Genomic DNA, 20,447 nt, shown 5'->3' with positions numbered 1-20,447 from the left:
CCCTGCGCTGCCCCTTATCTCCCCATACATCCCAGGAGCGATCCATGCGAACCCAGAGCCGACGACGGCCACCGCGAGCCACGCTCGCCGCGGCCGCCGCAGGGACGCTGCTCGCCCCGCTGCTCTCCGGCTGCTGGGTCGGCGCGGGCGGGGCCGGATCCGGCGGCGACGCCATCAACGTCCTGATGGTCAACAACCCGCAGATGGTCGAGCTGCAGAAGCTGACCCGCGCCCACTTCACGAAAGAGACGGGCATCAAGGTCAACTTCACCGTCCTGCCCGAGAACGACGTCCGCGACAAGATCAGCCAGGACTTCGCCAACCAGGCCGGCCAGTACGACGTCGCCACGCTGTCCAACTACGAGATACCGATCTACGCCCGCAACGGCTGGCTGCGCGAGATGAACGGCTATGTGGCCAAGGACCCGGGCTACGACGAGCAGGACGTCCTCAAGCCGATGCGCCAGTCGCTCACCGCGGCGGACGGCAAGCTGTACGGCCAGCCCTTCTACGGCGAGTCGTCGTTCCTGATGTACCGCAAGGACGTGTTCGAGAAGCAGGGCCTGACGATGCCCGCGCACCCCACCTGGCGGCAGGTGGCGGACCTCGCGGCGAAGGCGGACGGCGCCGAGCCCGGCATGAAGGGCATCTGCCTGCGCGGACTGCCCGGCTGGGGCGAGGTCATGGCTCCCCTGACCACCGTCGTGAACACCTTCGGCGGCACCTGGTTCGACAAGGACTGGAAGGCGCGGCTCGACTCCCCGGCCTTCAAGAAGGCGACGAAGTTCTATGTCGACCTGGTGCGGGAGCACGGCGAGTCCGGCGCCGCCCAGGCCGGCTTCGCCGAGTGCCTGAACAACATGACCCAGGGCAAGGTCGCCATGTGGTACGACGCCACCTCGGCGGCCGGCTCCCTGGAGGCGGCGAAGTCCCCGGTCAAGGGCAAGATCGGTTACGCCCCGGCACCGGTCGAGAAGACGGAGTCCTCGGGCTGGCTCTACACCTGGGCCTGGGGCATCCAGAAGGCCTCCCGCAACCCGGACAACGCCTGGAAGTTCGTCTCCTGGGCGTCCGGCAAGGAGTACGAGCAGCTGGTCGGCGACAAGATCGGCTGGTCGAACGTCCCGGCCGGCAAGCGGGCGTCGACGTACGCCAACCCCGCCTACCGCAAGGAGGCCGGCGCCTTCCAGGAGATGACCAAGGAGGCCATCGAGGAGGCCCGGCCAAGCGATCCCGGTGTGCAGCCGCGGCCCGCGCCCGGCATCCAGTTCGTCGGGATCCCCGAGTTCACCGACCTCGGCACCAAGGTCTCCCAGGAGATCAGCGCGGCCATCGCCGGACGCCAGTCCGTCGACTCGGCCCTGAGGAAGTCCCAGCAGCTCGCCGAGAAGATCTCCGAGGAGTACGAGGGACGATGACCGCCACGACCACGGCCCCCGTGGCCGAACCCGAGATCCGCACACCGGTCCGCCGGCCCTCCGCCCGGCTGCGCGCATGGGCCACGCGGGCCCCGCTGCTCCCCGCCCTGATCTTCATGATCGCCGTCACCCAGCTGCCCTTCGTGGCCACGCTGGTGATCTCCTTCTTCGACTGGAACAGCCTCTACCCCGAGGCCCGCCACTTCGCCGGCCTCGACAACTACCAGGAGGTCCTCACCGACCCGGACCTGCGCCACTCGGTGTGGACGACCGTGCTGCTGACGGTGGCGGTGGTGCTGGCCAGCCTGGTGCTCGGACTGGCCCTGGCACTGCTGCTGGACCGGAAGTTCCGCGGCCGGGGCATCGTACGGACCCTGCTGATCGCGCCCTTCCTGGTGGTGCCGGTCGCGGCGGCCCTGCTCTGGAAGCATGTGCTCTACAACCCGGAATACGGCCTGTTCAATGGGTTGTTGCACTATGTGGGCGGGCCACAGCCCGACTGGATCTCCAGCATGCCGCTGCTCGCCGTCGAGGCCTCGCTCGTCTGGCAGTGGACGCCGTTCATGATGCTGATCCTGCTCGCCGGCCTGCAGAGCCGCGACCACGAGCAGGTCGAGGCGGCCCGGGTCGACGGCGCGAGCGACTGGCAGATCTTCGTCCATCTGACGCTGCCGCACCTGCGCCGCTACCTCGAACTCGGCGCCCTGCTCGGCTCGATCTACATCGTCCAGAACTTCGACGCGGTCTTCACGATCACGTCCGGCGGCCTGGGCACCGCCAACCTGCCCTACACCGTCTACCAGACCTTCTACCAGGCCCACGAGAACGGCCTCGCCTCGGCCGCCGGCGTCCTGGTCGTCATCGGCTCGATCATCATCGCGACCTTCGCCCTGCGCGTGGTGTCGTCCCTGTTCCGCGAGGAGGTGTCCCGCGCATGAGCACGAACGCCCTGCGTGCCCGCCGCGTCCGTGGCAAGGGAGCGGGCCTGGGCCTGCTGGCCTGGCTGCTCGGCATCGCGTTCTTCCTGCCCGTCGCGTGGATGGCGCTGACGTCCTTCCACTCGGAGGCGGACGCGGCGACCAACCCCCCGTCCTTCGCAGCGGCCCTGACCCTGGACGGCTACCGCGAGTTCTTCGGCGCGGGCGGCGGCGCCAGCCCCTGGCCGGCCCTGATCAACTCGACCGTCGCGTCGGTCGCCTCCACGCTGCTGGTCCTGCTCCTGGCCCTGCCGGCCGCCTACGCGCTGTCGATCAACCGCGTCCGCAAGTGGACGGACGTGCTGTTCTTCTTCCTGTCCACCAAGATGCTGCCGGTCGTGGCGGGCCTGCTGCCGATCTACCTGTTCGCGAAGAACGCGGGGATGCTCGACAACATCTGGCTGCTGGTCATCCTCTACACCTCCATGAACCTGCCGATCGCGGTGTGGATGATGCAGTCGTTCCTCGCCGAGATCCCGGTCGCCGTCATCGAGGCCGCGCGGGTGGACGGGGCCAGGCTGCCGACGGTCCTGGCGCGGATCGTGGCCCCGATGGCCCTCCCGGGCATCGCCGCGACGGCCCTGATCTGCTTCATCTTCAGCTGGAACGAGCTGCTCTTCGCCCGGGTGCTGACGGGCGTGGTCGCCGAGACCGCCCCCGTCTTCCTGACCGGCTTCATCACCAGCCAGGGCCTGTTCCTGGCGAAGGTGTGCGCCGCGTCGCTCGTCATCTCCCTGCCGGTGCTCGCCGCGGGGTTCGCCGCCCAGGACAAGCTGGTCCAGGGCCTGTCGTTGGGAGCCGTGAAATGAAGGCCGCCGTCATCGAGTCCGTGGGCAAGGCCGTCGTCGCCGAGGTCCCGGACCCGACGCCAGGGCCGCGGGAGGTCGTCGTCGAGGTCGCGGCCTGCGGGCTGTGCGGCACGGACCTGCACATCCTCCAGGGTGAGTTCGCCCCGAAGCTCCCGATCGTGCCCGGGCACGAGTTCGCGGGCGAGGTGGTCGGCGTCGGCACCCGGGTCACGGAGCTGTCGGTGGGCGACCGGGTCGCGGTCGACCCGTCCCTGTACTGCTACGAGTGCCGCTACTGCCGTACCGGCCACAACAACCTCTGCGAGCGCTGGGCGGCGATCGGCGTGACGACGGCCGGCGGGGCCGCGCAGTACGCCGTCGCCCCCGTGGCGAACTGCGTGAAGCTGCCCGACCACGTCCGCACCGAGGACGCGGCGCTCGTGGAGCCGCTGTCCTGCGCGGTGCGCGGCTACGACGTGCTGCAGTCCCGCCTCGGTGCGCACGTGCTGATCTACGGCTCCGGCACCATGGGCCTGATGATGCTGGAGCTGGCCAAGCGCACGGGCGCGGCGAGCGTGGACGTCGTCGACGTGAACCCGGCCCGGCTGGAGACGGCCCGCCGCCTCGGCGTCTCGGCCGCGGCGGCGAACCCGGACGAACTCGACCGCCCGCAGGGCTGGGACCTGGTCGTCGACGCCACCGGCAACGCGGCGGCGATCCAGGACGGCCTGGACCGGGTGGCGAAGGCGGGCACGTTCCTGCAGTTCGGCGTGGCCGACTACGCGACCCGCGTGACGATCGACCCGTACCGCATCTACAACCAGGAGATCACCATCACCGGCTCGATGGCGGTGCTGCACAGCTTCGAGCGGGCGGCGGAACTCTTCGCGAACGGCGTCCTCGACCCCGAGGTCTTCATCAGCGACCGCATCCCGCTGGAGCGCTACCCCGAGGCGCTGGAGCAGTTCGCGGCGGGCGTCGGCCGCAAGATCGTGGTCGTGCCGTAGGGCACGGGCACCCGCGGGCGGGGCAGGCGAAAACCGGTGGGACGCCTGCCTCCCCGCCCGTAGGCTCACGGCATGCCACGACCACGGGACTTCGCCTACGAGCAGCACGCGGGCGGCACCGTCCGCATCACCCACCACGGCCGCCACGCCACCACCCTGAACGGCCCCCGGGCCGCGCGGTTCCTCGCCGAGGTCGAGGCGTCCGACCCGCAGCTCGTCATGGCCCGCTGGACCGGCGACTACAAGCGCGGAAACGAACGCACCGCCCGCGACCACCCCCGCAACCGCCGCTGACCCGATTGGGCGCAGGGTAAGGGAACGGCAAAACCGCCTCGCTCGTTCACGGGGCATGACAGCTATGACCCCCGGCTCGAACATCCCCCTGTCCGCCGCCCGCGTGACGGTGGACGTCGCCGCCCCGGTGCGGCTCGACGTTTCGGGCCTGCTGCTCACCGCCGACGGCAAGGTGCGCTCCGACGACGACTTCATCTTCTACAACCAGCCGTCGGGCCCGGGCGTGACGTACCGCTCGGGCGGCGGCACCGCCCCCGACGCGATCACGGTCGACACGGCCGCCCTCCCCCCGGGCATCGAGAAGATCGCCGTCACGGCCAGCCCGGACGCCGCGGGCCAGTCCTTCCAGGGCATCGAGCCGACGGCCACGATCCGCAACGCGGACGACGGCTCCGTCCTGGCCACCTTCACGCCGCCGCAGCTCGGCAGCGAGACGGCCCTGGTGATCGTGGAGATCTACCTGCGGGCCGGCCAGTGGAAGGCCCGCGCGGTCGGCCAGGGCTACGCCAACGGCCTGGCGGGTATCGCCACGGACTTCGGTGTCTCGGTGGAGGAGCCGGCGGCCGCCCCGGCCCAGCCCGTGACCCCGCCGCCGGCCCCCGCGCAGCCGCCCGCCCCGCCCGTCTCCACGCCCGCCGCGGCCCCGGCCGCCCCCGCCACTCCGCCCCCGCCCGCCGCCGCGCCCGGCGCCGGGAAGATCAACCTCGACAAGGGGCGCGTCAGCCTCCAGAAGAACCAGACGGTCTCCCTCATCAAGGGCGGCCGCCCTCTGCTCTCCCAGGTGCAGATGGGCCTCGGCTGGGAGCCGGCGTACCGCGGCAAGGACATCGACCTGGACGCCTCGGTCATCGCCTACGGGCCGCAGCGCAACCACATCGACAGCTGCTACTTCGGCAAGCTGCAGATCGTCGGCGGCGCGATCCGGCACTCCGGTGACAACCTCACGGGCGAGGGCGGCGGTGACGACGAGGTCATCACGGTCGACCTCGGCCGCCTGCCCCAGGAGGTCACCGGCCTGGTCTTCACGGTCAACTCCTTCTCCGGCCAGAAGTTCACCGAGGTCGCCAAGGCGTACTGCCGCCTGCTGGACGCGACGACCGGCGAGGAGCTGGTCCGCTTCGACCTCACGAGCGCCGAGCCGCAGACGGGCGTGATGATGGCCAAGCTGATCCGCCAGTTCTCCGGCGAGTGGGACATGACGGCCATGGGCGACTTCGTGAAGTCCCGCACGGTGAGGGGGATGGTGAAGCCGGCGGCCCAGGCGCTGTGACGCCGCCCGCGCCGCGGGACTGCGGGGGCGCTCCTCGGCCCTCGCGTGCTCCCTGTGGCCCGGGCGCGGGCCCGGGGTGAACGCCCGTGACACGGACGGGGAGCCGGCCGTTCGCGTGTCCGGGGCCGCGTACCTCCGCGCCCGCCGCTCGTCACCCGGGGCACCCCGCCGCGGCCGACCTGGCGGGGTGCCCGGGCGGCGGGGGTGTCCGTGCGCGCTGATGAGCGAGCGGTCCCGGCACTGCGGCCCTGAGCCCGCCCCACGCCGGCCACCGGACCCGCGGGCTTCGCCCCCGCGCCCGGCCCCCCGGGCCCGGCCTTTGCGTCCGGCCCTGATGTACGGCCCCCGCGCGCGGCCCTTACGTACGGTCCCCGCGCGCGGCCCTCACGTACGGCCCGGCGCCCCGTCGCCTCCCCTGGGGCGGTAGACGTCCAGCCTCCCCTTCGCCGCCTCAGCGCTTCCCCGTCGCCGCCTCAGCGCTCGCCGTCGCGCGGGCGCAGCCCTTCCGTCAGCAGCGACAGATACCGCCGGAGCTGTCCGCCCTCGCCGTCCGCCAGCTCCGACGCCGTCGCCACGCCGTGGGCCAGGCGCAGCACCTCGACCGGCTCGACGTCGCCGCGCAGTGTGCCCTCCCGCTGGGCCGCCCGGACCAGCCGGGCCGCCGCGCCGTTCACCGCGTCCCCGCAGGCCGTCGCCACCGTCGGGCCGCCCTCCGTGACGGCCGGGCCGAGCAGGGCCTTCAGGCCGCGCATCCGGACGAGTCCGGCGCCGAGTTCGTACAGCCACTCCACGAGTGCCTCGCCCGGCGGCAGAGCGGCCGCGAGTGCGTCGGCCCGCCCCGCGATCGTCTGGATGCGGTCCAGATAGACGGCCTCCAGCAGGGCGTGCCGGGTCGGGAAGTGCCGGTACAGCGTGCCGGACCCCACCCCGGCCCGCTTGGCGATGTCGTCGAGCGACGCGCTCTCCCCGTGCTCGGCGAACGCCTGCACCGCCACCTTCAGCAGCCGCTCGTAGTTGCGCCGAGCATCCGCCCGCATGGGCCTGACCTGCGCCACGCAGCCACTCCTCCACAAAAGGGGAACTCTCTGCGCACCATACCGACAACGGCGTCCCGCGAGCCCGGCGGCGACCGGCGGCCCGGTCAGGTGGACGCGCGCACCAGGAGCTCGGGCGTCACCCAGGCGTCCGGGCCCCGCAGCGGCTCCTCGCCGGCACGTAGCCGGGCCACCTGCTCCACGGCCAGCCGTCCCAGCCGCCGCTTGTCGATGTGCAGGGTGGTCAGGGCGGGCTCCACCAGTTCGCCCAGGGAGAGTCCGTCGAAGCCCAGCACGGCCAGATCCCGCGGAACGCTCCGGCCGTGGCGGCGGGCGGTGCGTATCGCCCCGACCGCGATCAGGTCGTTGAACCCGAACACCGCGGTCACCTCGGGCCGGTCCCGCAGCAGCCGCTCCATCCCGGCCTCGCCCCCCGCCACGCTGTGCTCGGGACAGGTGACGACCCAGCCCTCGTCGACCGGGAGCCCGAGCCGCCGCGCCTGTTCCAGGAAGGCCCGCCGGCGGGGTTCGGGGCCGTGCGCGCCGTCGAGCATGCCGATCCTGCGGTGCCCCGCCCCGTGCAGATGGCGCACGCCATGTTCGACTCCGGTGGCGGCGTCCGTGCCGACGGCGGCGAACCGGGTCTGGTGCGGGCCGCGCTCCAGCAGCACCAGCGGCACGCCGCCGAGGTGCCGGGCGAGCACCTCGTCCGGGTCCCTGAAGTAGCCGACCACCGCGTCCGCCTGGTGGGAGAGGACGTCGAGGGCCTGCCGCTCCCGCGTCTCGTCCATCCGGGAGTCCCACACGACGACCTGCCAGCCGCGCTGCTCGGCCGCCTCCAGCACTCCCGCGGCCACCTCGGGGAAGAAGGGGTTGCGCAGGTCCGGGATGACCAGTCCGGCGGTGACCGCCCCCTTCTGGACGAGCCCGCGCGCGAACCGGCTGGGCCGGTAGTCCAGCAGCCGCGCCGCCTGCAGCACCCGTTCCCTGGTGCCCGGGGCGATCTCCCCCTTGTCGTTGACCGCGCGGGAGACCGTCTGCCGTGACACCCCGGCCAGCCGCGCGACGTCGTGGATGGTTGCCCGGCGCCGCTCACCGCCGGGCCGGTCGGGCTCCGGCTCCGCGCGCTGATCGTCCGTCCACATGGCGAGCACTGTATCCGGCGGCGGGCACGGCCCGGCTCCCGGCCGCCGAAGGCGTCGCAGGTCGGCCGGGTGCCGGCAGGCCCCCCGCCTCTCAGTCGTCCAGCTCGGTGAACAGGGTCAACTGGAGGGCGCCGGGGGCTTCCAGACGGGAGTTCAGCGAGTTCCAGGGGGTCCGGACCGGCTCGGCGAGGACCTCGGCCCCGGCGGCGGCGAGCCGCGCGGTGGCGGCGGCGGAGTCGTCGACCTGGAAGGCGACCCGGACGTGCCCGGCGACCCGCCGGCCGACCTCGACCTCGTCGATGAACGCGGCGTGGTTCGGATCGGTCAGCTCCAGCGTGGCCCGCCCGGCCTCCAGGATGGTGACCCGCCCGTCCGGCGAGGCGAACGCCTCCCGTTCGGTCAGCCCCAGGACGTCCCGGTAGAAGCGCAGGGCGGCGTCGTAGTCGTCCGCGGTCACGACCAGACGCAGCTCACGGACGGCTGGTTCTTCGGGCATCTCGGCTCCTCGGCGGCCTCGGGGTAACGGCTGACAACCCGCCGGCCGGCCGGTTCATTCCCGGCCCGGCCGGTCCGTTCCGCACGCCGCCGAAAACCAGGCGGGGTCCGCGCCCCGCTCCTCCTCGCGGACACGGCCTAGAACAGCGCGCTGTACGCGTTCAGCGCGGGCTGACCGCCCAGGTGGGCGTACAGCACCGTGGAGTCGGGGCCGATCTCGCCGCGGGAGACCAGGTCGATCATCCCGGCCATGGACTTGCCCTCGTACACGGGGTCGGTGACCATCCCCTCCGTGCGGGCGGCGAGCCGCATCGCCTCCAGCGTGGTCTCGTCGGGGACGCCGTACGTGCCCGCGTGGTACCGCTCGTCCAGCTCGACGTCGGCCTCGGTCAACTCCCGCCTGACACCGATCAGTTGCCCGGTGCGGTGGGCGATGCGGGCGATCTGGGACCGGGTGGCGGCCGGTTTGGCGGAGGCGTCGACGCCGAGCACGCGCCGGGGCCGTCCGCCCGCCTCCTCCAGGGCGGCGAACCCGGCGACCATGCCGGCCTGCGTCGACCCGGTCACCGAGCACACCACGACGGTGTCGAAGAAGACGCCCAGCTCCCGCTCCTGCTCCGCCACTTCATGGGCCCAGCCGGCGAAACCGAGCCCGCCGAGCGGATGGTCGGAGGCCCCGGCCGGGATGGCGTACGGCTTTCCGCCCGCCTCCTCGACCTCCCGCAGCGCCTGCTCCCAGCTCTCCTTGAAGCCGATGCCGAACCCGGCCCGCACCAGCCGTACGTCGGCCCCGGCGAGCCGGCTGACCAGGATGTTGCCGACCTTGTCGTACACCGCGTCCGGCCAGTCGACCCAGCTCTCCTGCACGAGCACGCACCTGAGCCCGGCCCGGGCGGCGACGGCGGCGACCTGGCGGGTGTGGTTGGACTGCACCCCGCCGATCGACACGAGCGTGTCGCAGCCCTGGGCGAGGGCGTCGGCGACCAGGTACTCCAGCTTGCGGGTCTTGTTGCCGCCGTAGGCGATCCCGGAGTTGCAGTCCTCGCGCTTGGCCCAGAGACAGGCCCCGCCGAGGTGCGCGGTCAGGCGTTCCAGACGGTGCACGGGCGAGGGTCCGAAGAGCAGGGGGTAACGGGCGTACGAGGAAAGGGACACGGGTCCTCCCGGGGTGGGGGCTGGTCTCAGTCGGCGAGTTCTTCGAGCCCCCGCCAGATCTCCGCCGTGACGCGGACCGCCTCGGCCGTGTCACCGGCCGCGCAGGCCTCGATGAGCCGCTCGTGCAGCCCGGCCGAGCGGCAGCTGCCCCCCTCGCCGAAGCGCCGTCGCTCCAGGCGGCGGATGAGAGGGGTGTAGCGGGCGACGGTCGCGGCGGCGGCGCGGTTGCCGCTCACGCGGACGAGGACGTCGTGGAGTGCGTCGTCGGCGCGCAGGGCGGCGTCGACGTCCGCGCCGCCCACGGCGGCGGCGAACCGCTCGTTGGCGGCCCGCATCGCCGCGAGGTCCGTGTCGGTCAGCCGGGGGACGGCGACCCGCGTGACCAGTTCGTGCATCGCGCCGACCACGGCGGCGGCGTCCCGGACGTCGGAGGCCGTGAGCGGGGTGACACGGGTGTAGCTCTGCGGCTTGCTCTCCAGCAGCCCCTCGTCCACCAGCCGGGAGAACGCCTCCCGCACCGGCGCCCGGGACAGCCCGAGCCGCTCCGCGAGCTCCGCGTCCCGCACCACCGCACCCGGTTCGAGCTCCCCGGCCACGATGGCGTCCCGGATCGCCTCGTACGCCCGGTCCCTGAGCAGGGTCCGGGGCACGGGCCGCATGGTCTCCATGAACTGAAATGTTAGATGTCAGTTCTCCGCCCCACAAGAGAGCCGACCGGAGAAAGCGGACCGGGCCGTGGCCCGCACTCCCCACGTGGTGCGGGCCACGGTGTCTCAGGCCGCCCAGGGCCAGTCGGCGTTCCGGGAGGACTCGATCAGCGGAACCATGCGGAAGGCCGCGTCCGACAGCCCGCCGAAGGTGTGCCGGTTCGCGGTGCCCGACGGACCGTGGCCCGCCCGGTACCCGGCGAGGTTCCAGGTGTAGACCGGCACGTCGGCCGGGACCTGCTCGGTGGGGTCGCCCCGGTGGTGGTGCGTGTACTGCTCGTCGGTGACGATCAGCACCCGGTCGTGCTTCCTGTAGTGCCGGCGCACCGCCTCCGTGGTGTCGGTGCCGCCCAGGTCGCCGAAGCGGTCGAGGATCCTCAGCACCGACTCGCCCGGGCGGAACCGCACGCGGTCGCTCGTCGAGCCGAACTGGACGAGGTCCGCGCGCTCCGCCCGCAGCGCGAGGGCCGTACCGAAGATCGCCGCCGCGTCGGCGCGGTTGAGCTCCGAGCGGTCGGACAGCCGCGACCAGAACATCGAGCCGGAGCGGTCCACGAGCACCAGCGTCCGGCCTGGCAGCGCGGGCACGTTGGCCAGCGAGTGACCGAGCGCCCGCTCCAGCGGGTACGACCAGCGCAGCGACGGCGCGTGCTGGTAGGCGGCGAGGTAGCGGAAGGGGAACTGCCGCGAGCGCGCGACCTCCGCCGGGTCGCTGATCCGCGCGGCGACCTGCTCGGCGACCTCGTCGCGGACGCCGGCCTCGTCGAAGTTGCGCAGGTTGCGCACCAGCGCCATGGTGCCCATGGACGGGATGACGGCCTCCCAGGCCGCCCTGTCCATCGGCCCCTGAAGCCAGCCCGCCAGCATCTCCCACGTCATGCCGGCCTCGGCCAGCCGCTCGGCACCGCCCTCGGAGGTCACCAGCGCCCGGCGCTCCTCGACGGGCAGCGCCATCAGCGCGCGGTGCGCGACCAGCGTCCGGCTGGAGGCGGGCGGCACGGCGGTGTCCGGGTGGTGCCGCCGGTCGAGCGCGTACCGGAACAGCTCGCCCTGCCACGGCTTGTCCGGGTCCGGGGCCGCGTGCACGAGGTTGAGGACGTCGCCGAAGCGGTAGCCCTTGGAGGCGGTGTCGTACTTCAGCAGCGCCTTGCCGTGGTAGAGCCGGCGCACGGCGTCGGCGAGGCCGCGCTTGACCGGCTTGGGCACGTTGCGCCCGTACCGCGTGGTCCAGTACGCGAGCAGTTCACCGGGCTCGTCGGGCCGCCGGAGCACGGAGTCGACGACCTGCCGGTTGGCGGGACCGCCGGTCGCGCCCGCGTCCAGGCGTGCCTTGACGTACTCGGCGGCGCCCACCAGGGAGGCCGTGCGCAGGTTGCCCGCGCCGCGCAGCCAGCCGAGCAGGCCGGCCGTCCACTCCGGGTCGGTGACGGCGAGTTCGCGTACGAGCTGCGCGAAGCGGTCGTCGCGGTCGTCGCCGGTCTCGTAGAAGGTCCGCTGGGAGACGAAGTTCGACACGGCGAGCAGGAACAGCTCGGACCGGGCGTCCCGCTCGCGGCCCCGGCCGCCCTCGTACGTGCGCAGCACCCGCCCCGTGGACGTCACCCGCGAGACGGGACGTGCCCGCGCCGCCTTGCCGTTGAATCGCGCCATGATGAATTCCCCCGAATTCACTGAGTGTTCGAGGGAGGCGCGGCAGGGAAAAGGAGGGTGCCCGAGGACAGGGGTCGGCGACGGACTCATCCGGAAGCTCTACCGATTGAGCTACGGCGACCCGAAGTCGCCGACGGGACTCGAACCCGCAACCGTCCGATCAAAGGAAGTAACCGTCGCCTGCGCACCGGGCACCCACCCGATGCTGCGCCTCCCGAGATCAAGTCGGCGGCGGCGTCGGATTCTTTGGAAGAGAAGTAGCCGCCGCCATCGCACCGGGAGGTGCGTGACGTTGTGATCTCACTCTAGGAGGCGCCGCCGCGGGACTGCGAGCGAATTACCTAGCGCTTCTGCCGCTTCCAGGGGCCGGTGATGGCGAGCAGGATGCCGGGCGTCTGGATGCCGGCGAACAGGGTGCGGCCGTCGGGCGAGAAGGTGACGCCGGCGAACTCGCTGTACTCCGGCTCCTCCGCGGTGCCGATGTTCAGTTCGTTGCGCGCGATGGGGTAGGTCCGGCCGCTGTCGGTGGCGCCGAACAGGTGCTGGACGCCTTCCCCGTCCTCGGCGATGACCAGCCCGCCGTACGGGGAGACGGTGATGTTGTCGGGGCCGTCGAGGGCGCCGTCCGCGGAGGGGTCGGGGTTCACGCCGAGCAGGACCTTGAGCGTCAGCGTCCGGCGCCTGGGGTCGTAGAACCAGACCTGCCCGTCGTGCCGGGCGGGGCTCTCGGCGCGGGCGAAGGAGGAGACGATGTAGGCGCCGCCGTCGCCCCACCACATGCCCTCCAGCTTGCGGGCGCGGGTGATCTCGCCGTCGCCGAACTGCTTGCGCACGGGCGTCGTGCGGGCGTCGCGGTCGGGTACGTCGACCCAGTCGACGCCGTACACGGTGCCGATCCTCGTGGCGCGCGACAGGTCGTCGACGAAGCGGCCGCCGGAGTCGTAGCACTTGGGCGCCTGGAGGACCCCGGCGTCGTCGGCGAGCCCCCGGAACTTCCCGGGGCCGTGGGCGAATCCGCGCGGCGGGGTCCAGCGGAAGAGCAGGCCGTTGGGGTTGGAGGCGTCCTCGGTGAGGTAGGCGTGGCCGCGCCGGGGGTCGATGACGACGGCCTCGTGGTCGTAGCGGCCGAAGAACTTCAGCGGCTTGGGGTCGCGGTTGGCGCGCCGGTCGCAGGGGTCGACCTCGAAGACGTAGCCGTGGTCCTTGGTCATGCCGTTGACGCCGGCCTTGTCGGAGTTCTCCTCGCAGGTCAGCCAGGTGTCCCACGGGGTGCGTCCGCCGGCGCAGTTGGTGGAGGTGCCGGCGATGCCGACCCACTCCGCGACCCGTCCGTCGGGGCGGATCTCGACGACCGTGCAGCCACCGGAGGCGGCCGGGTCGTAGACGAGGCCCTCGGTGAGCGGGACCGGGTACTTCCAGTTGGCGCGCGGGCCCTTCAGCTCGTGGTTGTTGACGAGCAGGGTGGTGCCGCGCGGGCCGTCGAAGGCGGCGGTGCCGTCGTGGTTGGACGGAGTGAACTCACCGGACTCCAGCCTGGTCCGGCCGCTGTACGTGAGGATCTCGTACGTGAAGCCGGCCGGCAGGGCGAGGATGCCCTCGGGGTCGGGGACGAGCGGCCCGTAGCCGGCGCCGTGGCGGGCGTCCGCCGGCCCGTCCGCGCTCTCCGTGTCGTACGACGCCAGCGCGTTCGGAGCGGTGGCGAGAGCGCCGACACTGCCCGCCAGCGCGACACCGGCACCGGTGATCGCGGAGGTTCTGGCGAAGTCCCTGCGGGTGAGCGACATGCTGTCTCCTGTGACGGTGGGGATGCCGTGGAGGGTGGCGGACCTCGTGCGGCATCACCGTTCCGCTCACAGGTGAACGAGGGTTGAACAGCGTCCTGGGCGCGCGGGGAACGGCGCGACAAGCCGCGACGACGCCGCTCCCGCGGATCCGGGATCAGCCGCCCTGCTGCGACCGCGCCTTGAACGCGGCCTTCCGCGCTTCCTTCGCCACCTTCTTGTCGGGGTGCAGCCGCCCCATCGCCTCCAGCACGTCGGCGGTCGCGGGGTGGTCGACCCGCCACACCGCCGCGAAGAAGCCGCTGTGCTGCTGCGCCAGCCCCTGCACCAGCGCCCGCAGTTCCTCGGAGTTGCCCTCCGCGGCGAGCTGCGCCGCCAGCGTGTCGATGGTCAGCCAGTACACCATCGCCTCGGACGGCGCCGGCACGTCGGCCGCCCCGTGCTCGGTCAGCCACACCCGGGCGAGACCGCCCAGCTCGGGGTCGTCCAGCACCTCCCGCAGCGCCGGTTCGGCCGACGCGCCCACGAGGGACAGCGCCTGCTGGCACCGCAGCCGCCGCAGCGGGGCCCCGGGGTCCGCGCCGCGCGCCGCCGCCAGCAACTCCCGTGCGGCGGCGAGCGGTTCGCGCCGGGCCAGCCACTGCTCGGTCTCGGCCTGCGCGGCCGCCGGCGGGAACGCGGCCGTGCCGTCCAGCAGCACGTCGGCCCCCTTGTCCGCGAGGTCGCCGACGGCCGGCGCGTCGAACCCGGCCTCCAGGAGCCGGGCGCGCATGCCGTACAGCCCGAGCGGGGTGAGCCGGACCACGCCGTAGCGGGAGACGTCGGTGTCGTCGACGGGCGCGGCGGGCTCCTCGTCGGCGTCGGTCATGAGTGCCTCGTCGACGGGCCGGTACGCGACGAAGCCCACCGGCTCCAGCATCCGGAACTGGCCGTCCAGCCGCATCATCGCGTCGGAGACCTGCTCCAGGACGTCGTTGGTGGGCTCGCTCATGTCACCGGGCACGATCACCGAGGCGGCCAGCGCCGGCAGCGGCACCGGGGCGCCGCCGGGGCTGTCCTCGCCGGTGGTGAGCAGATAGAGGTTGCCGAGCACGCCGTCGAGGAACTCGGCCTCGGCCTCGGGGTCCCAGTCGAGGGCGGTCAGGTCCGGCTCGCCGTCGTCGCCGAGCAGTCCGTCCAGGTCGGGCACGGTCGCGTCGGCGAGCACGGTCTCCAGGGCCGCGAGCCACACGGTGAGCACGTCCTGCGGCGAGCCGCCGGTGAGCAGCGCGAGGTCCTGGCCCGCCCGGACGGTGCCCTCCTCCTCGTCGACGACCTCGACGAGCCCGGCGTCCACCGCCACCCGCCACGCCTCACTGGCGTCGGCGGCGGCGTCGTCCCCGCTCAGCCCGAGCGCCTCGGCGGCCGCGGGCAACTGCTCGTCGACCAGCCCTCCTCCGGCGTCGACACGGGTGCCGGGTCCGGCCCAGCGGGCGAGCCGGGCGGCCCGGGACAGCAACGGCGTGGACAGGGCGTCGCGCGCCAGCTCCGCTTCGGTGTGCAGCCGCACCGGCGGCAGGGGGGAGCTGTCTGACATCGGCTGTTTCTCCTAGCGCGCCTCAGGTGACTCAACCGCTCAGCCTAGACGGATTTCCACCCATGCCGCCCACTTCATCTCCCCGTCGGCCGCCGTACATGGCCGAAACCTTGACAAGTGACATGAACAGGCTGGAGATTGACGCGCGTAGAAGTCGGCGGACACTTGTTCACCGGGCTGCCCCCACCACAGGCCCCGTCCACCGCCCTCTACGCGCGTCAACCGCCCGCCCCACAGGTAGCGGCAGACAGTCCACGCACCACCCTCGTCCCGGCGCCCTGTCACGTCCCCGGAGGGAATCCCGTTGCCGAGCAAGTCGTCCGCGCGCCTCGCCGCGCTCACCGTCGCCGCCGCGTGTTCCGCGGCCTCCACCATCGTCCTCACCACCCCCGCGCACGCGGAGTCGGTGCGCGTCCACGACATCCAGGGCAACACCCGGATGTCCCCGTACGCCGGCAAGCAGGTCACCGACGTGGCCGGAATCGTCACCGGCATCCGGTCCTACGGTTCCTCCCGCGGCTTCTGGATCCAGGACCCGAACCCCGACGCCGACCCGGCGACCAGCGAGGGCGTCTTCGTCTTCACCGGCTCCGCCCCCAAGGGGGTCGCCGTCGGTGACGCGGTCACGGTCAGCGGCACCGTCTCCGAGTACGTCCCCGGCGGCACGGCCTCCGGCAACCAGGCCCTGACGGAGATCACCAAGCCGACGACCACCGTCGTCTCCGGCGGCAACGCGCTGCCCGACGCCACGGCCGTCACCGCGCGTTCGGTCCCGGCCGCCTACGCACCCGAGGGCGACGCGGCGAACGGCTCGATCAACGCCCTGCCCCTCGACCCGTCGACGTACGCCCTGGACTACTACGAGTCGCTGGAGGGCATGACGGTCCGGGTCGCCGACACCCGCGTCGTGGGCGCCACCGACCCGTACACCGAGCTCTGGGTGACGGTGAAGCCGCACGAGAACCGCAACCGCCGCGGCGGCACCGTCTACGGCTCCTACGACGCCCAGAACACGGGCCGCCTGCAGGTCCAGTCCCTCGGCGCACCGGCGGCCTTCCCGAAGGCGAACGTCGGCGACACCCTGGAGGGCGCCACCACCGGCCCCCTCGACTACAGCCAGTACGGCGGCTACACCCTGGTCGCCAGTGAGCTCGGCACGCTGAAGAGCGGCGTCCTGGAGCGCGAGACGACCCGCAAGCAGCGCTCCTTCGAACTGGCGGTCGCCACCTACAACGTCGAGAACCTCGACCCGTCCGACGGCACGTTCACCGCGCACGCGTCCGCGATCGTGAACAACCTGCAGTCGCCGGACATCGTGTCCCTGGAGGAGATCCAGGACAACAACGGCTCGAAGAACGACGGCACGGTCGCCGCCGACGAGACGCTCGGCAAGCTGATCGACGCCATCGTCGCGGCCGGCGGCCCGAGGTACGACTGGCGCTCGATCGACCCGGCCGACGGCGTCGACGGCGGCCAGCCCGGCGGCAACATCCGCCAGGCGTTCCTGTTCAACCCGGAGCGCGTGTCCTTCACCGACCGCGCGGGCGGCGACGCCACCACGGCGACGGGCGTGACGAAGATCCGGGGCAAGGCGCACCTGACCCTCAGCCCCGGCCGCATCGCCCCCACCGACGCGGCCTGGGAGAACAGCCGCAAGCCGCTGGCGGGCGAGTTCGTCTTCCGCGGCCGCACGGTCTTCGTGATCGCCAACCACTTCAACTCCAAGGGCGGCGACCAGCCCCTGACCTCGCAGTACCAGCCGCCGTCCCGCAGCTCCGAGACGCAGCGCCACCAGCAGGCGACCGTGGTGAACGCCTTCGTCAAGGACATCCTCGACACCCAGAAGAACGCGGACGTCGTCACGCTCGGCGACATCAACGACTTCGAGTTCTCGCGCACCACGGAGCTCCTCGAGGGCCGCGGCGAACTGTGGTCGGCGATCAAGTCGCTGCCCCGCGGCGAGCGTTACTCGTACGTCTACCAGGGCAACAGCCAGGCTCTCGACCAGATCCTGATCAGCCCGTCGATCCGCCGCGGCTGCGACTTCGAGTACGACAGCGTGCACGTCAACGCGGAGTTCCACGACCAGATCAGCGACCACGACCCGCAGGTCCTGCGCTTCCGCCCGTGACACGGCAGGGGGCCGGCCCGCAGCCGGCCCCCTTCACCCGGGCAGCAACCCGAGAACGTGCGCGTACCGGCTGCCCGCGAAGCCCACCACTCCCGGATACGTCCGCACCCGCTCCCACGCCTCGCCGGACGGCGCGGCAAGGGCCCGGTCGTACGCCTCGGCGCTCTCCCACTCGGCGTAGTTGAGCACGTGCCCGCCGTCGGTGCTCAGGTGGAAGTGGGCGGACACCAGCCCCGCGTGCCCCTCCGGATCGTCCCCCAGTGCCTTCAGCACGAGGTCGACCCACTCCCCGCGCCGCTCCCCGGCCTCGAAGTCGACCCGCACGGTCACGACCAGCCCCGGCACCCGCTCGTCCCCCACGGCCCGCTCCCGGCTCCGGTACCGCCGGTACCGCCCGAGCCCCACCCGCTCGATCCCGGGCACGGCCGTGTCGATCTCGTCGACGCGCTCCTGCCGGTGCGTCTTGACGAACGCCTCGAACGCCTGCTCGCCGCTCCACTGCGAGTAGTGCATCAGCGTCGACCCGTCGTGCCCGGCGTAGACGTGGTACCCCAGCAGCCCGTTCGCGGGCCAGGGCCGCCGCTCCCAGGTACGCGCGATCGCCTCCACCGTCTCCGCCTGCCGCTCGGGACTGCCGACCCGCCAGGTGCTGAAGAAGGGGGCGCCGATCCGCGGGTCGGTGAGATCGGGATGCTGCTCGGTCCGCATGGAACTCTCCACTCGTGTGCGCGAGATGACGACGCACACCACCCTCCGACCTCGACCGGACTTGAGGTCAAGGGCCGCACCCGGAAGCCCCCGCACGCGAGCACGCACGGAAGGGGCCGTGCCGGGGGGGTGTCCGCCCGCAGCGGATGGCGCGTCGACGGACAGCGACTCGGCATCCGACCCCATCGCGCCGTTCCGGGGACGGACACCCCCGGGCGCGGCCCCGCCCCGAACTCAACGCGAAGGCGCGACGCGCACTCCACCCACGCCGCACAGGCCGCCGCAGGCACCGCACTCACTCTCTCCCGCCCACAACCCGGCGTCAGCACCCCGCCACAGCAGCCACAGGCCACCGCAGGCGCCCGCAGCCGAAGGCACCCACGAACACCCGCAGGCCTACTCACCGATACCCGTGCGCATGCCTCCACCGCAGCACCCCGACGGCCACCACTCCCGCGGCCGCCCCGGCCATCAGCACCGGCTTGGGATGCCGCATCCCGGCCTGCACGACCGTCCGCACCGGCCCGGGCCCCGCGTGCGCCGCCCGTTCCTGCACGGAGTGCCCCGCATGCGCCGCGGTGCTCTTCAGCTGCACCGTCATCGCCCCGGCCTTGTCCCGGAGGTCGGCGGCCCGGGCCTTCGCCCTGCCCTTCACGTCGGCCTTCCCGGCCAACTCCTGCACGGTGTCGCCGAGTTCCGTGCGCGTCCGTTCGATCTGCGCCCGCAGCTCGTCGGGACCCTTCGCCCCACCCGTCGGTTCGGTCATCGATGCGCCCTTTCCTTGATCGTCTCCACGTCCGCCCGGACACTCTCCAGCGTCACCTCGGGCGTCGGCGGCGCGGCCCGCCGCAACTGCCCCCGTCCGGCGGCGGCCAGCACGGCCGCGAGGGCGAACAGCACCCCCGTCACGATGAGCGCCGCGGCCCAGACGGGCAGCACCAGCGAGAGCGCGGCGGCACCGGTCCCGGCCAGCGCGAGGAACCCGGCGTACGCGACGGCGCCCGCCGCCCCGAGCAGCCCGCCGCCCCGCCCCGCACGCCGCCCTTTCGCGGCGATCTCCTCCTTGGCCAGAGCCACTTCCTGCCGCACGAGCCGGGAGAGCTGCTCCGCGGCCTGTCCGACGAGTTCGCCCACGGAGTGGTGCTCGTCGCGCACGGCGGCGCGATGATCCATGGTCCCGGTCACGGTGTTCCGCCTCCTCTCGGCATGGGACCCCCGAGTACCCGGACACCGCCCCGGCTACGCCCTCCCGCTCGCCGACGCACACTGAAGCACCACTTAACAATAAACGACAGGAGAATTAAATGGAGCTAAGAGGAAGGGGCGCCGAGACTACTCCCATGAGCCTCCCCTCCCCCTTCGGCCGCGCCCTCTGCGCCATGATCACCCCGTTCACCCCGTCCGGCGCCCTGGACCTCGACGGCGCCCAGCGCCTCGCCGTCCACCTGGTCGCCCACGGCTGCGACGGCCTCGTCCTGTCCGGCACCACCGGCGAGTCCCCGACGACCACGGACGCCGAGAAGTCCGCCCTGATCACCGCCGTCCGCGAGGCCGTCGGCGACCGGGCGTCGATCGTCGCGGGCGTCGGCACCCCGGACACCCGCCACACCGTCGAGCTGGCCCGCGGGGCGCAGAAGGCGGGCGCGGACGGCCTGCTGGTGGTGGCGCCGTACTACAGCAGGCCACCGCAGGACGCGGTCGAGGCCCACTTCCGCGAGGTCGCCGACGCCACGGGCATCCCCGTGATGCTCTACGACATCCCCGCCCGCACCGGCACCCGCGTCGAGCCGGAGACGCTCCTGCGCCTCGCCGAGCACCCCGGCATCGTCGCCGTCAAGGACTGCTCCTACGACTTCCTGGCCGCCCAGCGGATCCTGGACCGCACGGACCTGGCGTACTACGCGGGCTGCGACGAACACAACCTGGCGCTGTACGCCGTGGGCGGCTCGGGGTACGTCAGCACGGTCGCCAACGCGGTCCCGGACCACCTGCGGGCCGTCCTGGACGCCTTCGACGCGGGCCGGACGCGGGAGGCGGCCCGCCTCCAGCAGCGGGCCACCCCCCTCATCGAGGCGATCATGTCGGCGGGCCTGCCGGGCGCCGTCACGGCCAAGGCGCTGCTGAACGCCCTGGCCCTCCCCGCGGGCCCGGTGCGCCCACCGCTGCGCCCCGCCGCCCCCGCCACGACCCGCACGCTGCTGTCGCTGCACGCGGATCTCACCGCGACCTGATCACCGCTCGGCGAACACCGGCTGCCACCGCCCCTCGGTGTTGTCCTTCGGCGAGCGGAGGCCGCTGAGCGGGACGGCTC

General features: G+C 72.8%; 19 protein-coding genes. 8 read left to right on the top strand and 11 right to left on the bottom strand.

The window, feature by feature from the left end:
• Positions 1–44: 44 nt before the first annotated feature.
• From ABZY20_RS03035 to ABZY20_RS03010, 6 genes are all read left to right on the top strand, one after another.
• Positions 45–1,418 carry a sugar ABC transporter substrate-binding protein gene (locus ABZY20_RS03035; protein ID WP_356435663.1) on the top strand — a complete coding sequence of 458 codons (1,374 nt, stop codon included), beginning with the start codon at positions 45–47 and terminating at the stop codon, positions 1,416–1,418.
• Entirely contained in the window at positions 1,415–2,356 is a 942-nt protein-coding gene (locus ABZY20_RS03030; protein ID WP_356435660.1) for a sugar ABC transporter permease, read from the top strand. The genes ABZY20_RS03035 and ABZY20_RS03030 overlap by 4 nt, the downstream gene beginning before the upstream one ends.
• Complete coding sequence (locus tag ABZY20_RS03025; RefSeq protein WP_356435657.1) at positions 2,353–3,204, top strand: carbohydrate ABC transporter permease; 852 nt, start codon at positions 2,353–2,355, stop codon at positions 3,202–3,204. Before ABZY20_RS03030 ends, ABZY20_RS03025 begins: the two co-directional genes overlap by 4 nt.
• On the top strand, positions 3,201–4,190 hold the full coding sequence (locus ABZY20_RS03020; RefSeq protein WP_356435655.1) for a zinc-dependent alcohol dehydrogenase family protein: 990 nt from the start codon (positions 3,201–3,203) through the stop codon (positions 4,188–4,190). Before ABZY20_RS03025 ends, ABZY20_RS03020 begins: the two co-directional genes overlap by 4 nt.
• A gap of 72 nt (positions 4,191–4,262) precedes the next feature.
• Complete coding sequence (locus ABZY20_RS03015; RefSeq protein WP_356435652.1) at positions 4,263–4,484, top strand: hypothetical protein; 222 nt, start codon at positions 4,263–4,265, stop codon at positions 4,482–4,484.
• 64 nt (positions 4,485–4,548) lie between these two features.
• Positions 4,549–5,754, top strand: a complete 1,206-nt coding sequence (locus ABZY20_RS03010) for a TerD family protein (RefSeq protein WP_356436026.1) — start codon at positions 4,549–4,551, stop codon at positions 5,752–5,754.
• 473 nt (positions 5,755–6,227) lie between these two features.
• Here ABZY20_RS03010 and ABZY20_RS03005 read toward each other — a convergent pair whose 3' ends face one another.
• The 8 genes from ABZY20_RS03005 to ABZY20_RS02970 form a co-directional block, all read right to left on the bottom strand.
• A complete protein-coding gene (locus ABZY20_RS03005; protein ID WP_356435649.1) occupies positions 6,228–6,809 on the bottom strand; it encodes a helix-turn-helix domain-containing protein in 582 nt (193 codons plus the stop codon).
• Between the two features lie 86 nt (positions 6,810–6,895).
• On the bottom strand, positions 6,896–7,933 hold the full coding sequence (locus ABZY20_RS03000; protein WP_356435646.1) for a LacI family DNA-binding transcriptional regulator: 1,038 nt from the start codon (positions 7,931–7,933) through the stop codon (positions 6,896–6,898).
• A 91-nt stretch (positions 7,934–8,024) separates the two neighbouring features.
• Positions 8,025–8,429, bottom strand: coding sequence for a VOC family protein (locus tag ABZY20_RS02995; RefSeq protein WP_356435643.1), 405 nt, complete (start codon positions 8,427–8,429; stop codon positions 8,025–8,027).
• A 137-nt stretch (positions 8,430–8,566) separates the two neighbouring features.
• Entirely contained in the window at positions 8,567–9,583 is a 1,017-nt protein-coding gene (locus tag ABZY20_RS02990; protein WP_356435640.1) for a 1-aminocyclopropane-1-carboxylate deaminase, read from the bottom strand.
• 26 nt (positions 9,584–9,609) lie between these two features.
• A complete protein-coding gene (locus tag ABZY20_RS02985) occupies positions 9,610–10,251 on the bottom strand; it encodes a GntR family transcriptional regulator (protein WP_356435637.1) in 642 nt (213 codons plus the stop codon).
• Between the two features lie 105 nt (positions 10,252–10,356).
• Positions 10,357–11,940, bottom strand: a complete 1,584-nt coding sequence (locus ABZY20_RS02980; RefSeq protein WP_356435636.1) for a TROVE domain-containing protein — start codon at positions 11,938–11,940, stop codon at positions 10,357–10,359.
• Positions 11,941–12,281: 341 nt separating this feature from the next.
• Complete coding sequence (locus ABZY20_RS02975) at positions 12,282–13,724, bottom strand: alkaline phosphatase PhoX (RefSeq protein ID WP_356435633.1); 1,443 nt, start codon at positions 13,722–13,724, stop codon at positions 12,282–12,284.
• Between the two features lie 154 nt (positions 13,725–13,878).
• Positions 13,879–15,297 (bottom strand): hypothetical protein, encoded by a 1,419-nt coding sequence (locus tag ABZY20_RS02970; RefSeq protein ID WP_356435632.1) that lies wholly within the window; start codon positions 15,295–15,297, stop codon positions 13,879–13,881.
• A 304-nt stretch (positions 15,298–15,601) separates the two neighbouring features.
• On the opposite strand from ABZY20_RS02970, the gene ABZY20_RS02965 reads away from it, so the two are divergent.
• Positions 15,602–17,428, top strand: a complete 1,827-nt coding sequence (locus ABZY20_RS02965; protein WP_356435630.1) for an endonuclease/exonuclease/phosphatase family protein — start codon at positions 15,602–15,604, stop codon at positions 17,426–17,428.
• Between the two features lie 33 nt (positions 17,429–17,461).
• On the opposite strand, the gene ABZY20_RS02960 is transcribed toward ABZY20_RS02965, so the two are convergent.
• From ABZY20_RS02960 to ABZY20_RS02950, 3 genes are all read right to left on the bottom strand, one after another.
• On the bottom strand, positions 17,462–18,136 hold the full coding sequence (locus tag ABZY20_RS02960) for an antibiotic biosynthesis monooxygenase (protein ID WP_356435629.1): 675 nt from the start codon (positions 18,134–18,136) through the stop codon (positions 17,462–17,464).
• 400 nt (positions 18,137–18,536) lie between these two features.
• Positions 18,537–18,902 (bottom strand): DUF3618 domain-containing protein, encoded by a 366-nt coding sequence (locus tag ABZY20_RS02955; protein WP_356435626.1) that lies wholly within the window; start codon positions 18,900–18,902, stop codon positions 18,537–18,539.
• Positions 18,899–19,321, bottom strand: a complete 423-nt coding sequence (locus ABZY20_RS02950; RefSeq protein WP_356435623.1) for a phage holin family protein — start codon at positions 19,319–19,321, stop codon at positions 18,899–18,901. The genes ABZY20_RS02955 and ABZY20_RS02950 overlap by 4 nt, the downstream gene beginning before the upstream one ends.
• A 119-nt stretch (positions 19,322–19,440) precedes the next feature.
• Here ABZY20_RS02950 and dapA point away from each other — a divergent pair, with 119 nt between their 5' ends.
• Complete coding sequence (gene dapA, locus ABZY20_RS02945; RefSeq protein WP_356435621.1) at positions 19,441–20,367, top strand: 4-hydroxy-tetrahydrodipicolinate synthase; 927 nt, start codon at positions 19,441–19,443, stop codon at positions 20,365–20,367.
• Positions 20,368–20,447: the final 80 nt, after the last annotated feature.

It is taken from the genome of Streptomyces sp. NPDC006624 (assembly GCF_040611555.1).
Taxonomy (GTDB): domain Bacteria; phylum Actinomycetota; class Actinomycetes; order Streptomycetales; family Streptomycetaceae; genus Streptomyces.
This window is presented reverse-complemented; position numbering and strand designations above follow the sequence as displayed.

Bases quoted from the DNA above. Each gene is read 5' to 3' on its own strand.
- ABZY20_RS03035 (WP_356435663.1), top strand. From the start codon at position 45: ATGCGAACCCAGAGCCGACGACGGCCACCGCGAGCCACGCTCGCCGCG.
- ABZY20_RS03030 (WP_356435660.1), top strand. From the start codon at position 1,415: ATGACCGCCACGACCACGGCCCCCGTGGCCGAACCCGAGATCCGCACA.
- ABZY20_RS03025 (WP_356435657.1), top strand. From the start codon at position 2,353: ATGAGCACGAACGCCCTGCGTGCCCGCCGCGTCCGTGGCAAGGGAGCG.
- ABZY20_RS03020 (WP_356435655.1), top strand. From the start codon at position 3,201: ATGAAGGCCGCCGTCATCGAGTCCGTGGGCAAGGCCGTCGTCGCCGAG.
- ABZY20_RS03015 (WP_356435652.1), top strand. From the start codon at position 4,263: ATGCCACGACCACGGGACTTCGCCTACGAGCAGCACGCGGGCGGCACC.
- ABZY20_RS03010 (WP_356436026.1), top strand. From the start codon at position 4,549: ATGACCCCCGGCTCGAACATCCCCCTGTCCGCCGCCCGCGTGACGGTG.
- ABZY20_RS03000 (WP_356435646.1), bottom strand. From the start codon at position 7,933: ATGTGGACGGACGATCAGCGCGCGGAGCCGGAGCCCGACCGGCCCGGC.
- ABZY20_RS02995 (WP_356435643.1), bottom strand. From the start codon at position 8,429: ATGCCCGAAGAACCAGCCGTCCGTGAGCTGCGTCTGGTCGTGACCGCG.
- ABZY20_RS02985 (WP_356435637.1), bottom strand. From the start codon at position 10,251: ATGGAGACCATGCGGCCCGTGCCCCGGACCCTGCTCAGGGACCGGGCG.
- ABZY20_RS02980 (WP_356435636.1), bottom strand. From the start codon at position 11,940: ATGGCGCGATTCAACGGCAAGGCGGCGCGGGCACGTCCCGTCTCGCGG.
- ABZY20_RS02975 (WP_356435633.1), bottom strand. From the start codon at position 13,724: ATGTCGCTCACCCGCAGGGACTTCGCCAGAACCTCCGCGATCACCGGT.
- ABZY20_RS02970 (WP_356435632.1), bottom strand. From the start codon at position 15,297: ATGTCAGACAGCTCCCCCCTGCCGCCGGTGCGGCTGCACACCGAAGCG.
- ABZY20_RS02960 (WP_356435629.1), bottom strand. From the start codon at position 18,136: ATGCGGACCGAGCAGCATCCCGATCTCACCGACCCGCGGATCGGCGCC.
- ABZY20_RS02955 (WP_356435626.1), bottom strand. From the start codon at position 18,902: ATGACCGAACCGACGGGTGGGGCGAAGGGTCCCGACGAGCTGCGGGCG.
- dapA (WP_356435621.1), top strand. From the start codon at position 19,441: ATGGAGCTAAGAGGAAGGGGCGCCGAGACTACTCCCATGAGCCTCCCC.